This is a genomic window from Brevibacillus sp. NRRL NRS-603 (assembly GCF_003013445.1).
Classification (GTDB): Bacteria; Bacillota; Bacilli; order Brevibacillales; family Brevibacillaceae; genus Brevibacillus; species Brevibacillus formosus.
This window is the reverse complement of the sequence record NZ_PXZN01000032.1, coordinates 49374-62788: the sequence shown is the minus strand read 5'-3', so window position 1 is coordinate 62788 and position 13415 is coordinate 49374. Positions and strand designations below refer to the sequence as shown.

General features: G+C 45.8%; 21 protein-coding genes. 18 read left to right on the top strand and 3 right to left on the bottom strand.

Annotated elements, in window-relative coordinates; translation table 11 throughout:
- Positions 1-36: 36 nt before the first annotated feature.
- From C7R94_RS22905 to rpsI, 8 genes are all read left to right on the top strand, one after another.
- Entirely contained in the window at positions 37-981 is a 945-nt protein-coding gene (locus C7R94_RS22905) for a DNA-directed RNA polymerase subunit alpha (protein WP_005828801.1), read from the top strand.
- 56 nt (positions 982-1037) lie between these two features.
- A complete protein-coding gene (gene rplQ / locus C7R94_RS22900) occupies positions 1038-1397 on the top strand; it encodes a 50S ribosomal protein L17 (RefSeq protein WP_012684000.1) in 360 nt (119 codons plus the stop codon).
- A 168-nt stretch (positions 1398-1565) separates the two neighbouring features.
- The gene (locus tag C7R94_RS22895) at positions 1566-2417 is read left to right on the top strand and encodes an energy-coupling factor transporter ATPase (protein ID WP_106785053.1); all 852 of its coding nucleotides are present in this window, start codon (positions 1566-1568) and stop codon (positions 2415-2417) included.
- Entirely contained in the window at positions 2393-3265 is an 873-nt protein-coding gene (locus C7R94_RS22890) for an energy-coupling factor transporter ATPase (protein WP_106785051.1), read from the top strand. The genes C7R94_RS22895 and C7R94_RS22890 overlap by 25 nt, the downstream gene beginning before the upstream one ends.
- Positions 3266-3267: 2 nt before the next feature.
- Complete coding sequence (locus tag C7R94_RS22885) at positions 3268-4065, top strand: energy-coupling factor transporter transmembrane component T family protein (RefSeq protein WP_106785049.1); 798 nt, start codon at positions 3268-3270, stop codon at positions 4063-4065.
- Positions 4050-4796 (top strand): tRNA pseudouridine(38-40) synthase TruA, encoded by a 747-nt coding sequence (truA, locus tag C7R94_RS22880; protein WP_233220640.1) that lies wholly within the window; start codon positions 4050-4052, stop codon positions 4794-4796. The genes C7R94_RS22885 and truA overlap by 16 nt, the downstream gene beginning before the upstream one ends.
- A 254-nt stretch (positions 4797-5050) precedes the next feature.
- Positions 5051-5488, top strand: a complete 438-nt coding sequence (gene rplM / locus C7R94_RS22875; protein ID WP_012684005.1) for a 50S ribosomal protein L13 — start codon at positions 5051-5053, stop codon at positions 5486-5488.
- 20 nt (positions 5489-5508) lie between these two features.
- On the top strand, positions 5509-5901 hold the full coding sequence (rpsI, locus tag C7R94_RS22870; protein ID WP_005828788.1) for a 30S ribosomal protein S9: 393 nt from the start codon (positions 5509-5511) through the stop codon (positions 5899-5901).
- A gap of 104 nt (positions 5902-6005) precedes the next feature.
- Here the strand turns inward: rpsI and C7R94_RS22865 are convergent, their stop codons facing one another.
- The 3 genes from C7R94_RS22865 to C7R94_RS22855 form a co-directional block, all read right to left on the bottom strand.
- On the bottom strand, positions 6006-7157 hold the full coding sequence (locus C7R94_RS22865; protein WP_106785045.1) for a site-specific integrase: 1152 nt from the start codon (positions 7155-7157) through the stop codon (positions 6006-6008).
- 72 nt (positions 7158-7229) lie between these two features.
- Positions 7230-7646: an ImmA/IrrE family metallo-endopeptidase gene (locus C7R94_RS22860; protein ID WP_106785043.1), complete on the bottom strand. Its 417-nt coding sequence runs from the start codon at positions 7644-7646 to the stop codon at positions 7230-7232.
- 17 nt (positions 7647-7663) lie between these two features.
- A complete protein-coding gene (locus C7R94_RS22855) occupies positions 7664-8116 on the bottom strand; it encodes a helix-turn-helix domain-containing protein (protein ID WP_106785040.1) in 453 nt (150 codons plus the stop codon).
- A 93-nt stretch (positions 8117-8209) separates the two neighbouring features.
- Here C7R94_RS22855 and C7R94_RS22850 point away from each other — a divergent pair, with 93 nt between their 5' ends.
- The 10 genes from C7R94_RS22850 to dnaB all read left to right on the top strand — a co-directional run bounded on the left by C7R94_RS22850 (position 8210) and on the right by dnaB (position 13301).
- The gene (locus C7R94_RS22850) at positions 8210-8434 is read left to right on the top strand and encodes a helix-turn-helix transcriptional regulator (protein WP_233220639.1); all 225 of its coding nucleotides are present in this window, start codon (positions 8210-8212) and stop codon (positions 8432-8434) included.
- 132 nt (positions 8435-8566) lie between these two features.
- On the top strand, positions 8567-8890 hold the full coding sequence (locus C7R94_RS22845) for a DUF771 domain-containing protein (protein ID WP_106785038.1): 324 nt from the start codon (positions 8567-8569) through the stop codon (positions 8888-8890).
- A gap of 37 nt (positions 8891-8927) precedes the next feature.
- Complete coding sequence (locus C7R94_RS22840) at positions 8928-9182, top strand: helix-turn-helix domain-containing protein (protein WP_106785035.1); 255 nt, start codon at positions 8928-8930, stop codon at positions 9180-9182.
- A gap of 24 nt (positions 9183-9206) precedes the next feature.
- The gene (locus C7R94_RS22835) at positions 9207-9458 is read left to right on the top strand and encodes a hypothetical protein (RefSeq protein ID WP_106785033.1); all 252 of its coding nucleotides are present in this window, start codon (positions 9207-9209) and stop codon (positions 9456-9458) included.
- 146 nt (positions 9459-9604) lie between these two features.
- Entirely contained in the window at positions 9605-9889 is a 285-nt protein-coding gene (locus C7R94_RS22830) for a hypothetical protein (RefSeq protein WP_233220638.1), read from the top strand.
- Positions 9882-10163: a hypothetical protein gene (locus C7R94_RS22825; RefSeq protein WP_106785028.1), complete on the top strand. Its 282-nt coding sequence runs from the start codon at positions 9882-9884 to the stop codon at positions 10161-10163. The genes C7R94_RS22830 and C7R94_RS22825 overlap by 8 nt, the downstream gene beginning before the upstream one ends.
- Positions 10160-10405, top strand: a complete 246-nt coding sequence (locus C7R94_RS22820) for a hypothetical protein (RefSeq protein WP_106785026.1) — start codon at positions 10160-10162, stop codon at positions 10403-10405. Before C7R94_RS22825 ends, C7R94_RS22820 begins: the two co-directional genes overlap by 4 nt.
- Positions 10402-11169, top strand: coding sequence for a conserved phage C-terminal domain-containing protein (locus C7R94_RS22815; protein WP_106785024.1), 768 nt, complete (start codon positions 10402-10404; stop codon positions 11167-11169). The genes C7R94_RS22820 and C7R94_RS22815 overlap by 4 nt, the downstream gene beginning before the upstream one ends.
- Positions 11102-11929, top strand: coding sequence for an ATP-binding protein (locus C7R94_RS22810; protein WP_106785022.1), 828 nt, complete (start codon positions 11102-11104; stop codon positions 11927-11929). The genes C7R94_RS22815 and C7R94_RS22810 overlap by 68 nt, the downstream gene beginning before the upstream one ends.
- Positions 11922-13301 carry a replicative DNA helicase gene (dnaB, locus tag C7R94_RS22805; RefSeq protein ID WP_106785020.1) on the top strand — a complete coding sequence of 460 codons (1380 nt, stop codon included), beginning with the start codon at positions 11922-11924 and terminating at the stop codon, positions 13299-13301. The genes C7R94_RS22810 and dnaB overlap by 8 nt, the downstream gene beginning before the upstream one ends.
- Positions 13302-13415 lie beyond the last annotated feature (114 nt).

Here is a 13415-nt window from a genome sequence, read left to right as displayed (position 1 = left end):
CCAAGGATTTCGACGTTTTGAAGGAGGGTTTGTTTAATGATAGAAATAGAAAAACCAAAAATCGAGGTTGTGGAAGTTAGCGACGACAACTCGTATGGAAAGTTTGTTGTAGAACCTCTAGAGCGCGGATACGGAACTACCCTTGGCAACTCGCTGAGACGAATTCTTCTTTCGTCCTTGCCAGGCGCGGCAGTTCGTACTGTTCAAATCGATGGGGTTCTTCACGAATTCTCTACGGTTGAAGGCGTCGTTGAAGATGTAACCGAGATCATCCTGAACATCAAAGGCTTGGCGCTGAAGATCCATTCCGATGAAGAAAAAGTAATCGAGATCGATGCAGAAGGCGAAGGCGTTGTCAAAGCGGGAGATATCCGTGCTGACAGTGATGTGGAGGTCTTAAACCCTGATCTTCATATTGCAACGTTGGCCAATGGCGGTCGTCTGCATATCCGCATGACAGCTGGACGTGGTCGTGGTTATGTTCAATCTGACGGAAACAAATCTGAGGATCTGCCTATTGGTGTGATTCCGATTGATTCGATCTACACGCCGATCAAGCGCGTTAACTATCAAGTGGAAAATACCCGTGTAGGGCAAATGACCAACTATGACAAGTTAACACTTGAGGTTTGGACTAACGGTAGCATCAGTCCGGAAGAAGCCGTGAGTCTCGGCGCAAAAATCATGACGGAGCACCTGAACCTGTTCGTCGGTCTGACTGACGAGGCGAAGGATGCAGAAATCATGGTAGAGAAGGAAGAGGACAAGAAAGAGAAAGTCTTGGAGATGACTATCGAAGAGCTCGATCTTTCCGTTCGTTCCTACAACTGCTTGAAGCGTGCCGGTATTAATACCGTGCAAGAGCTGACGCAGAAGACCGAAGAGGACATGATGAAAGTACGCAATCTGGGGCGCAAATCTCTTGAAGAAGTTCAAGAAAAGTTAGCTGAACTGGGCCTGTCCCTGCGCAGCGACGACTAGAGTAGCAAACCAAGAGGCAAACTTTTGTTCTCTCGATTAAGAGGGAGGTAAACCACATGGCACAACGTAAATTGGGTCGTCGTAGCTCAGCTCGTAAAGCGCTGTTCCGCGACTTGGTAACAGACCTGATCATCAACGAGCGCATCGAAACTACAGAGATGAAGGCGAAAGAACTGCGCCCAATCGCTGAAAAAATGATTACGCTCGCGAAACGTGGCGATCTGCATGCTCGCCGTCAAGTTGCTGCTTTCGTTCGCAAAGAAGTTGCGAATGCTGAAGGCCGCGATGCTGTTCAAAAACTGTTCGATGAAATCGCTCCTCGCTTCAAAGAGCGCAACGGTGGATACACTCGTATCCTGAAAGCCGGCCCTCGCCGTGGCGACGCTGCTCCAATGGCGTACATCGAATTCGTTTAATACATGTAAACTGGTCATTTACTCAGGTTTTAAGCCTGGTAGATTACCGCGAAAAGGGTGGGGGCAGATCTGGTCATAGGCTGGACTCTGATTCAACCCTTTTTTCCTTTCTCATCGAAATCCTGCTAGTCAGTTCCCTGTGAAGGCTGGGGAGGTTGTGAATGCCTCATGAATGAAGATAACCTGCTGGCATTGCGAGATGTTTCTTATACCTACGAGGGTGAGGATGGCCAACGGGTTCCGGTGTTACAAGGTGTTGACCTTACCATCCAAAAAGGTTCCTTTGTATCCGTACTGGGTCACAACGGTTCCGGAAAATCAACGATGGCAAAGCTGATGAATGCTCTGTTGCTTCCAGAAGGCGGCACAGTGCTTATCAGTGGAATGGATACGAAAGATGGGGAGCTGCTCTGGGAAATCCGACGACATGTTGGCATGGTCTTTCAGAACCCGGACAATCAGATTGTTGGGGCAACTGTGGAAGATGATGTCGCCTTTGGCCTAGAAAACATGGGTGTGGACCCCAAAGAGATGCGAGATCGTATTGATGGGGCGCTCGTTTCTGTAGGGATGGAGTCTTATTTACAGGCACAACCACATCGTCTGTCTGGTGGTCAAAAGCAACGCGTGGCGATCGCTGGGATTATGGCGATGCGTCCTTCTGTCATCATCTTGGATGAGGCGACAGCAATGCTTGATCCACAAGGCAGAATGGAAGTGCTGAATCTGGCTCGTCAACTGAACCGTGACGAGGGACTCACGATCATTAACATTACCCATTTTCCGGAAGAAGCCATCTATTCGGATAAGGTCATCGTCATGAATGCGGGTGAAGTCCTGATGGAAGGTAAGCCAAGTGAAGTGTTTAATGAAGTGGATCGTTTGAAACAGGTGGGACTGGATGTGCCATTTGCCGTTCGACTGCGTCACGCACTTCATTCCAAAGGGATTGATTTACCGTTTGTCCTGCATCAAGAGGAGCTGGTGGAGCACGTATGCAAATTACTTTTGACCAAGTAAGCCATATCTACGCAAAAGGAACACCGTTCGAACGAGTTGCCTTACACAATATTTCGCTGACGATTCCATCTGGTTCGTTTGTCGGAATTATTGGCCACACGGGCTCAGGTAAGTCAACGCTGATTCAGCACTTGAACGGGTTGCTGATGCCTAGTTCAGGGCAGATTACCCTGGGTGATGCGGTCATTACTCCAAAGCGACGATTACCCCATGCTCAGAGGCGCGATATTGGGCTTGTCTTTCAATATCCTGAACATCAGTTGTTTGAAGAAACGGTTGCGAAGGATGTTGCTTTTGGACCGCTCAATTTTGACTTGCCAACGGAAATGGTGGAAGCCCGCGTTAGGGAGTCCCTTGAAATTGTCGGCCTGGATTATGCCACGATCAAGGATCGTTCGCCGTTTCATTTGAGTGGCGGGCAAATGCGACGTGTTGCTTTGGCTGGTGTTCTTGCCATGCAGCCGAAGGTTCTGGTATTGGATGAACCAACTGCGGGTCTTGATCCTGCGGGACGAGTCACGATTCTGGAAGGGATCTACCGGATTCATCGGGAACAAAACCTCACGACACTATTGGTCACGCACAGCATGGAAGAGGCAGCCCGCTATGCAGACTACTTGCTTGTGATGGCACAAGGTCAAGTAGCTATGCAGGGGAAGCCGGAGGAAGTATTCATGCAAGTGGATCGTCTCCGAGAGCTGTCTTTGGATGTACCGGAAACGGTGGCTCTCGTATCGCAAATGAATCAACTGCTGCCGGACAAGGCTAGTCTGCCGAGCTCCCTTTATCGGGAGGAAGAGCTGATTGCCCATCTGCTGGAACGACTGTCCGTACCAAAGGAGGGCTAGGCATGCTGCAGAATATCGCAATTGGTCAATACGTACCAGGGCAATCTTTTTTACATCGTGCAGATCCGCGAAGCAAGCTTCTCTTCATCATTCTTTTTGCTACCTTGATTTTTCTGGCTAACAATACGGTTACGTACGCCATACTCATTGGTTTTACCTTGTATGCTGCACTTCTTTCTAGGCTATCATTGTCCTATATATTAAAAAGCTTAAAGCCTGTCTGGATCCTGATTTTGTTTACCGTCGTCTTGCATATTTTTATCACAAAAGGCGGAACGGTCTACTTTCAGTGGGGATGGTTTACAGTAGAAGAACAGGGAGTTCGCCAGGCGATCTTCATTTCTTTGCGATTGGGACTTTTGATTCTCATTAGCTCCTTGCTAACACTGACCACCTCTCCTATCGATTTGACGGAGGGTTTGGAGCATTTACTAGGACCACTAGGGAAGATCGGCATACCGGTTCATGATATAGCCCTGATGATGTCAATTGCACTCCGGTTCATTCCGACCCTGATGGAAGAAACGGATAAAATCATCAAGGCGCAGACCGCCAGAGGAGCCAATTTCACCAGTGGAAGTCTCGTACGCAGAGCCAAGAACCTGATTCCGATTGCTATCCCGTTGTTCGTTAGTGCGTTTCGGCGTGCTGAAGAGCTGGCTTTGGCAATGGAAGCACGTGGCTATCGCGGGGGAGTGGGGAGAACGCGGCTGAATAAGCTGACGTTCACTTGGCGTGATGGAATCGTAGCTGTTGTGAGTGTGATCTTGGCAATCGTGATTGGATGGTGGCGTACGTGAAGCGACTGCGATGTGTATTGGCATATGACGGAACTGACTTCAGCGGTTTTCAGGTACAGCCAGATCAAGTAACGATCCAGGGTGAAATTGAAGCTGCATTGAATCGGGTTACCGGAGAAGATATCCAAGTCTTCGGATCAGGCCGGACAGACGCGGGTGTTCATGCGCGCGGTCAAGTGATTCACTTTGACACGTCGAGCAACATTCCGATGGATAAATGGCGGTTTGTGTTGAACAATCAGTTGCCTGATTCTATTGTCATTCGGACAGTCGAAGAGGTCGATGCCTCTTTTCATGCGCGTTTTGACGTGCAAGTAAAAGAATATCGATATTGTATCGACAACAATCCAGTGGCCGATGTATTCCGGCATCGCTACGCCGACCATGTCCGGTTTCCGTTAGATGTGGACGCGATGCAGCAGGCTGCTCATTATTTGGTAGGTGAACATGATTTTACTTCCTTTTGCTCGGCAAAAACATTCGTTGAGGACAAGGTTCGGACTGTGTATGGGCTCACCGTGGAAAAAATCGGAGACGAGGTATGGGTGACATGCCGAGGCAACGGTTTTTTGTACAACATGGTTCGAATTATTGTGGGGACTTTAGTTGAAGTAGGGCAAGGAAAAAGAAACCCTGCTGAACTGAAGGAAATCCTCGCCGCATGTGATCGGGAAAAGGCAGGTAAGACAGCACCAGCCAAGGGTCTGACCATGTGGGAAGTTCTCTACTAGTTTTCTGATTTCCAACTATTAGACGAACGAGCAGCACTTGACTATGGGGCGTCTATGTAGTACGATATTCCTTGGTATTTTAACCCCGCCTAGCCCCACTCTAGCCCCGGGATTGAAAGACAAGATCGTGATTACATGGAACACCTGGAAGAGTTGCTCACCCGTAACAGCAATTATCTTCCATTGCAAGTTTCGGTTGTTTTGGTTATAAGTAGATGGATATGTGTTAGGTAAGATATTTAGGAGGGACAAAAATGCGTACCACATATATGGCGAAACCGCTCGAAGTTGAGCGCAAATGGTACATCGTTGACGCTGAAGGCCAAACGCTGGGTCGTCTGGCGAGCGAAGTAGCTTCTATCCTGCGCGGAAAATTGAAACCAGAATTCACTCCTCACGTTGACGCTGGCGATTTCGTAATCGTAATCAACGCTGACAAAGTGAAATTGACTGGTAACAAACTGAACGACAAAATTTACTACACTCACTCCCTGTATCCAGGTGGTTTGAAAAAGACCACTGCTGGCGCAATGCTGAACAAGCGCCCAGATCGTATGTTCGAACTGGCGGTAAAAGGCATGCTGCCTAAAAACAGCCTGGGACGTCAAATGTTCACCAAGCTGAAAGTATACGCTGGAACTGAGCATCCGCACGCAGCACAAAAACCAGAAGTTTGGCAAATTCGCGGTTAAGGTAAAGGGAGGAAATATACGTGGCACAAGTACAATACTACGGTACAGGTCGTCGTAAGCACTCCGTAGCACGCGTTCGCCTGGTTCCAGGTGAAGGTCGCATCGTGATCAACAAGCGTGAAATGGATACTTACTTTGGTTTGGAAACACTGAAATTGATCGTAAAACAACCACTCGTTCTGACTGAGACTCTTGGTCGTTACGATGTATTGGTTAACGTAAACGGCGGCGGGACCACTGGTCAAGCTGGTGCAATCCGTCACGGCGTTGCTCGCGCTCTGCTGAAAGCAGATCCGGAACTGCGCGGCGCTCTGAAACGCGCTGGCTTCCTGACTCGCGACCCTCGTATGAAAGAGCGTAAGAAATACGGCTTGAAAGCAGCTCGTCGCGCACCTCAATTCTCCAAGCGCTAAGAAGCTTGCTATATCAAGGTTTATCGCCCTTGGCCTTCATTGGTCAGGGGCTTTAATTTTTCCCCCGACTGAGCCGTGACCATATTTTGACCATATTTGTTTGGTCATAGCTCCATGAACTTCTCAAATCGGGATGCAGTTTGCTCTTTGACTGTTCGGGTAACGTGGGTGTAGATGTTCATAGTCATTTTGATATCGGAATGACCGAGGCGCTCCTGAACTTCCTTGATGCTTGCCCCGGCTTCAAACAAAAGTGAGGCATGTGAGTGACGTAATCCATGGACAGTAATTGGATGGAGGTTGTTGTTTTTGATAATCTCATCTAATTTGTCATTTGGATATGCGAGTCGAAGCGGGGATCCATCTTCACGAGTAAAAAGCATTTCATTATCTTTGGAATGGAGATGTACCACTGACGCTCCAGATTTCCCTGTACGGTATTTTTTGAGTAACCCTGCCGTTGTGTCATCGATGCTGATAAAACGTCTAGATGCGGCTGTTTTGGACGTCAGAGATACATACTTCCCTTTTTCATAGAACAAAGTTTTGTTGAAATGAATGGTTTTGGCTTTAAAATCGATGTCGCTCCAGCGCAAGGCCAGGACTTCCCCTTTACGTCCGCCAGTGTAAATTAGGAGATGGAACATTAAGTAATCCCGCATTGTACACTCGCGCTTAGCAAACTCTAAAAATTCTTTAATCTCGTGTTTCTCCCAGTAATTACGTTCCGGTTCATCTGTGCTTACGATAAACTCCTCGTCTTTCTTCGGAATGATAACTCCTTTTAAGGGATTGTTTTCAAGGATTTCTTTTGATATCGCATACTCAAATATTTGATTTGCATACATCTTCATGTTGTCGACCGATTTAATTTCTTCGGCAACCTTATTAATCACATCTTGGCAATAAGCCCTACTGATGTCCTTCATTTTTAAATTTCTAAAGTGGGGGAGAATGCGCTTGTTGAATTTTGATAGTACAGCTTTTCGAGTGCTGGGTTTATAGGTGCTTGAAATCGTCTCAAACCACTGTTTAAAGACTTGTTCAAAGGTAATGCTACTCTTGTCCTCTGTAATGAACGTTCCTTCTGCTAGCTGCTGCTCTGTACGAGCTGCATCTAATTGTGCCTCTTTCTTCGTTTTGAACCCTCTTTTTGTAGATGGCTTCTTCTTACCCGTTTCTGGGTCGATTGTAGAGTAATACTTGTACATCCATCTAATACCATCTTTTGTTGTGTACTTTTGAAAACTTGCCATAAAACCAACCCTTTCCGAATGTACGTTCGGTTTGTGATGTATAATAAACAGCCTAACGACGAGATTGTTAGGTTAATAAAAAAAATGGAATTCTTCCGGTATGCCGCAACGCAGGAGGAAGCAATTCTTTGTCTCGCCGTTTTCAGGCTGGGTATTTCCAATGATCAGCTTAATAGCAAACTGGTTAGCTTCTCGCTCGATTTTATCGACTGCAAATAGAGTGTTTTTCCGCAAAAAGGGTGTGTTAACTCCAGGGTGTAGTATGTGATGAGCAAGCTCGTGAGCTAATGCGAATCTAGTCTCAAATTCATCGAGACGATTGTTAATGTGAATGCTCGCGATGCGATTCATGCATGCATAATATCCATAGATGTTCTTTCCTAAGTCTTCAAAAAGAACCGTAATATTTTTCTGAGCTGCTATTCTAAGGGGGTTATTGGTTCCGTGGGTTTTAATTAGCTGTGAAATAACTAGGTCTGTTTTGTCCATTAAATAACCCCCAGATACTATTTGCGATGTTTCTTTGGTGTGAATTTCTTCTTAGCCATTTGTTTAGACATACGCAGGGTATTTTCTAAAGAAATTCGCAATAGTTCTCTGTCCTCTTCATCCATCGGTTCACCCATGAAAGCTAATGACGAATCATTTGTAAGGTCATTCATCATATTTTCTATCTTAACGGCGATATCTTTTTCTTCCTTTGGTGTTAGGGAGTATGGGTTTACAGAGTCTTTTAGGTTACCAGATGTTCCGCTCTCAATGTCTGTACGACCAAGAAGATAATCAGTAGTTGTGTCTAAAATGTCAGCGATTTTCTGCAAGTCGCCACTCGAAGGGACAACCCTGTCATTTTCAATGTGTCCGAAATTGGAACGACCCATTTCTAATCTGGTGGCTATATCTTGTTGAGTGAGCTTATGAGATTTCCTTAAAAACTTTATACGACTCCCTAGAGACATTCTAAACATCCTCCAATTTTTAAAAAGGGTATTTAAAATACTTGACGGTATTGAAAATACCATTTATAATTTGAAACAAATACAACAAGTGAGGTGAATATCGATTTGGCTACTCAAAAAAGACCAGAGCTAACTAATGCTAGAATTTCTAAAGGTCTATCAAGACCCCAACTAGCTGAATTAGTAGGAGTCACTTTTGAGCACATTAAGAGTCTTGAATACGGTCGAGTTAATCCTAGTATCCCGTTAATGTTTAAGTTATGCGGTGTATTGGAATCAACTCCAGAACAACTATTTAAGGACATCGTGTGCACTTAAAGTGTATTTGTAATACCCAATTAATAGTTTATCTATACATAACGGTATTGTCAATACCCCAACCAAGGTATTTATTTTTTGCTATAAGTAGGTATTTAAAATACCGTTTATGAAAGAAAGGAGAAGCAAGTATTGAGTACTCAATCAGCTATCAGAGTGACAATCGACGATCAATACATTTATCAGCTTGTCGAAGAAAAGGTAAAGAGCGTGTTAAACGATAATGGCGTTGGCTGCTGGTGGGACTTGAAACGACTTGAAGCGGAGACTTGCAGAAAGCGCGATTGGCTTATCGAAAACATTTTGCTCAATCCTGAATTTAAGGAGGAAATGGCAGAAATATCGAATGGCCGAGAAAGCGGCAGGTGGATGTTTCGGGCAAAGGAAATGCAGACATTCTTAGATCGACACTTCCATTATCTAAATAGACGCGCTTCTCAAAGAACCATTGCCTAGTGTGGCTTAGACAGCCTGAAAGGAGGTGAGAAGAGGTATGTATCGACTTTCATTGCGAGAGGCCCGTTTAAACTGCCGACTGGAGCTAAAAGAAGTTTCCGGGAAAACTGGGATTCCCGTTCGTACTCTTAAACGCTGGGAAATTGATAGCGGGAGAGCAGAGTATGAATTGGTTGATAAACTTTTAATCTTGTATGGGTTCATTTCTTGGAATCATATCCATTTCGGTTCAGAATCCGAACTGCTTGCACAAAGGCAAGCGGCACTAGCAAACATACAAGAACTTGTTTGAATTTGAAAGGAGGCTAAATAACGGATGAGGCATGAGAATGTCAAGGAAACGCTGGATGGGGTGGATGAGGAGCAGCTTTCGATGATCGTATCTGCTCTTGAGGAAACAGCTAGACGCTATGACCAGCAAGGCATGATTATGGTAGCTCTAAAAATGCGAATTACTGCTGAAAAAGTAACGGAAATAAAAAAAGCTCGGGAGTCCGAACAAGCAGCCAAAATTCTAGGGCGTTGGGCAAAAAAAGAAAAGCCCACCTGCTACGAACAGATGGGGTAAGACGGTCATTTCCTAAATTGTCTTGGCGGACCAAGGAAATGACAACCGAATCAACGGAGGACAAGCCTCGCTATTAATTATTATAGCGAATGTTGCAAATATGTATACATAAAAGTTTGTCCTCCTTCAAAAAGGGAGGGAATAGGGTGGAAACGATATTTCAAGAGGCAGCTACGTCGATCCTTGAATTGTCAAAAGGGGCTGGAGTGGATGTTACAGCGTTTATTGTTCCAGACAAAGGCTTTTCAATCATAGAGTGGTGGGAAAAAGTTGTGTCGTGCATGACGCTGGCTGAATTAGAGGAGTACATTGCTTCTGCTCCTCAAGGGTCAAGCAATAGTGATCTAGTGCCTATGCTCAAAAATATAGCTATCAAACAGCGTGATCTTCTTCGCCAAGAACAAGGAAAAGGAGTGGAGCTTTATGCATAATCCGAGCGATGTGTCGGTTGACGCCATTAAGCTACTCGGCTTGATGGATGAAGTGTGCGAAAAGCTGGGTTTGAGGTTGCGGGACTACACCACTCCAGAAGATTTGTTCGAAGCCGTGTTCAGTAGAACATCCATTAAGATTCTCGGAAAGCTGGATGAAAAGATGGGTGACGAATACTTGCAGGACGATTTGCTTGGTATCATGCATCGAGCAGTACGCGCACGTATCAGGAAGGTATCTCCTGAAACTGTAGAAAGCGGGCGATCTGCATGAGTAAGACAACAGCGCTTAGCCTATGTGAACGATATGCAGACATCTGCCGTAGAGCTGCAGGCGGTGATCCATCTGCACGCGCGATCAAAATAATTACCGAGGCTGTTATAGAAGACAAAATTCACATCGATCAGTTACGGATGATTAGCGATGTAAACAAGAAAGACGGTCCAATAGCAGCATATGAACTGTTCTTAAAGTTTTATCAACAACCGCAACAAGAGGGGGCCGCCGCGATTTGAGCATTTTCAGGGTAAGGAAGAACGACAATTTCGTTGTGATGGACAAAACAGCCTTGCATGATGATCGTTTGAGCTGGAAGGCAAAAGGCATTATCGCCTATATGTTGTCGCTGCCCGATGACTGGACATTCTTCGTAGAGGAGTTGGCTACTCACGCATCTGATGGTGAGGACAGTCTAAGAACGGGGCTAAAGGAATTAAAGCGGTTGGGTTATCTGCACCGCTTCCCTGTAAAAGAAAACGGCAAGATCGTCAAATGGGAGACACATGTTTTTGAAACACCACAAGAGGAGTTGCCAGAAGAGATAAAACCACAACAGGAAAAACCAGATGTGGAAAAACCAGATGTGGAGTTTCCAGATGTGGAAAATCCGACACTACTAAGTATTAATAATACTAAGTATTTATCTTTATTAAGTAATAAAGATAATGTCCCTTTTGCTGAAATCATTGAATACCTAAACCAAAAAGCAGGGACAAGCTATCGAGCGACCAGTAAAAAAACAAAGCAGCTTATTACTGCTCGATGGAACGAAGGGTTCCGCCTAGATGACTTTAAGCGTGTTATTGATAACAAGACGACTGAATGGCTAAACAATCCAGAATGGTCTAAATACCTCAGACCTGAGACTTTGTTTTCGCCAAAGTTTGAAGGATATCTGAATCAAAAGGCTTTTGGTAAAGGAGGCGGAGCAAGTGGAACCAATTCAGCAGTCCTTACACCAAGTCGTGAAGAATTGTATCGAAAAGCAGGGATCAAGTGAGCGGAACTGCCCCCATTGCGGAAAGGTTTTAAAACCAATAGAGCTATTTTCCGAGGTAATCGGAAAGTTTCAGGTAACTCCAGTATGCAAGTGTGAAGCGGAGCGGGAAATGGCCGACATCAAACGTTTTGAGAGAGCCAAGCGCAACGGAGAAATACACGAATATAGCGATGATGACCAAATGGTTATAGGGGCTACTTTAACGGAATATGAGACGGAACCTGGAACCATCCGTGGCTTTCAGGTGATCCAGGACTTTACTCGCGGCATCGAGGAGTGGGGAGCCAAAGGAGTATACCTATTTGGAGAAAACGGACTCGGAAAGAGCCATCTGCTGTCGGCGGCGACGAAAGAATTGCGAAATCATGGTATCAGTGTCGTGTATACGACAGCCAAACTCTTGATTGCTCATACTCGCAAACCGATTGGCAAATGGGATTACCTAAACGCCTACAGAGCTGCAGATGTTTTGATCATCGACGAGCTGGGCGCAGAAATTCCAGCGGATTGGGAAATGGGGGAATTGTTCACTGTGTTAAACGGTAGACAGAACAGAAGCCCCATACTGTACGGTTCAAACTTTACGGTCAAGGAGCTGGAGGCAAGGTTTAACGAACGCCAAAAAGGATGGGGTACTCGCTTGATGGAGCGCATTATTGAATCCTGCGTTTTGGAAGAGTTGACCGGAGACAGTCGCCGCTTTGACTTGCATATCGAAAACACGGAGCAGCTAAACAGGAGATTGATGAAACATGATTGATATTCAGGAGATGCCCCACAGCGAAGAAGCGGAGAAAGCGGTACTCGGGGCGATCTTCTGTAAGCCCCCAGTTATTACAAAAGTCATCGATGAGCTAACAGCTATGGATTTCTACCGGACACGACATCAAATCCTCTATCAAGGCATGGCTGACTTGTATGAGAAAGGCGATCCGATTGACCTGGTAACGATAACAAGTCATTTACAAGAGAAGAAGGCACTGGATAACGCGGGGGGCGTCCCGTACATTACAGAATTGGTCAGCTATACACCGACGGCAGAGAACATTGACTACTATGCAGGGATCGTTTTACACAAGGCTCGGCGCAGAAAGCTTATTGAAATCAACTACCAAGCGTACAAGGACAGCCTCAACAATGAAAATGTCGATGAAGTGCTTGCTCAGTCAGAAAAACTGGCAGCCGAGATTCGGGAACGTGGTAAAAAGCGGTCTGTACGACCGATCAGGGAAGTTGCATTGGAAGCATACGAGGAGATTGACAGAACGTTTCAGCAGCGCGGAAGGACGGTTGGGGTTCCGTCCGGATATCCTGATTTGGACAAAATGACGAGCGGATTTCATAAGCAAGATTTGATTATTCTGGCGGCTCGGCCTTCAATCGGAAAGACGGCACTGGCGCTAAATATCGCTCAAAACGCTTCAAAGAGGATAGGCGAACCAATCATGATCTTCTCATTGGAAATGAGTGCCGGGAAACTGGTCACGAGAATGGTGTGTGCGGAGGGCAATATTGACGCATCAAAGCTACGAAGCGGTTGGCTGGAAGGGGATGACTGGATTCGTTTGACGCACGCCTTGGGCATCGTTTCCAAGACGAACATCTATATAGATGATACGCCTGAGATCGCTCTTGGAGAGCTTCGGTCAAAATGCCGGAGTATGAAGCAGCAAGAAGGGCTTGGCTTGGTCATCATTGACTACCTAACGAAAATTAGGATGGACAAGCCAGGGCGAAGCAGAGAGCAGGAAGTGTCTGAGATAGCCCGGACACTCAAAAGCATGGCTCGTGAGTTGGAAGTCCCTGTGATCGCCCTCTCTCAGCTCAGTCGCGGCGTAGAACAGCGACAGGATAAGCGGCCGATGATGAGTGACTTGCGTGAGTCGGGGCAAATTGAGCAAGAAGCAGATTTGGTCGCCTTTCTCTATCGTGATGATTACTATGACAAAGCAACAGAAAACAAGAACATATTGGAGGTCATCATTGCGAAACAACGGAACGGACCAATTGGAACGGTGGAGCTGGCCTTTCTCAAGGAGTTCAATAAGTTCGTGAGTCTCGATCATCGTTTTGGTAAGCAACAAACAATTGACGATGAACCAGAGGAGCGGGACACGCATTGGCGGCAATGAGAAAGATGTTTTTTGAAATGAGTTACCTATTTCATTGAATGCCTGGTTGTAAAATTCTCGGTTTTTAGGCGAATTGGTTGTAATGACTTTTGTCAATATCCACTCAAATTATTC